This window comes from Bacillus sp. LK2, assembly GCF_001043575.1.
Lineage (GTDB): Bacteria > Bacillota > Bacilli > Bacillales > Bacillaceae_G > Bacillus_A > Bacillus_A paramycoides.
Genome location: NZ_LDUK01000036.1, coordinates 1 through 549 on the forward strand (window position 1 = coordinate 1; position 549 = coordinate 549).

The following is a 549-nucleotide window of genomic DNA, read 5'->3' on the forward strand; positions in this document are numbered from 1 at the left end:
CTCCGTACATTTATAAACCACAATGCGAGTAGGTAATTTGTCTTTGCTCCCTACATATACATCATGTAATTCATACACTTGGCCAGGCTGTAATTGGTTCATGATTTCTTCCAAATGAATTTGTATATATACCGGCCTCAGTTGAGCGGGTTTTGTTTTAAATACGACTGTTTCGAATTCTTTTCTATATATCTTAGTTGGTAACTTAAGACGTGATAAATAATATCCTTGCTTATCTTGAATAGACTTAAAGTCTTGTAGACGAAAATATCCTAAGTCACGAATATATAGTTCATTCTTTTGTGCCATACCTGTTCGAGTCGCACCATACGCCTGATCACTTCGTTTTCCTGGTTCAATTTTCACATCAGAAAATTCTCCACTCAACAAGTCATACTCTAGTTGAATTTTCACACCAGCTTTATGACTACATCCTCCGGCACCAGGATAAGTAGATGCAAATCGATCCGGCACTTGAAATGTTGTAGAATCAAGGATAAGAATACGCTCAAAGTAAGTAGAAAGAGTATGAGAAATCTTAGATAGTCC

1 protein-coding gene is annotated in these 549 nt (G+C 36.6%); it reads right to left on the reverse strand.

From position 1 onward, the window contains the following. On the reverse strand, positions 1–549 hold a 549-nt coding region (locus VK90_RS19675), incomplete at both ends, for an IS4 family transposase (protein ID WP_048374608.1).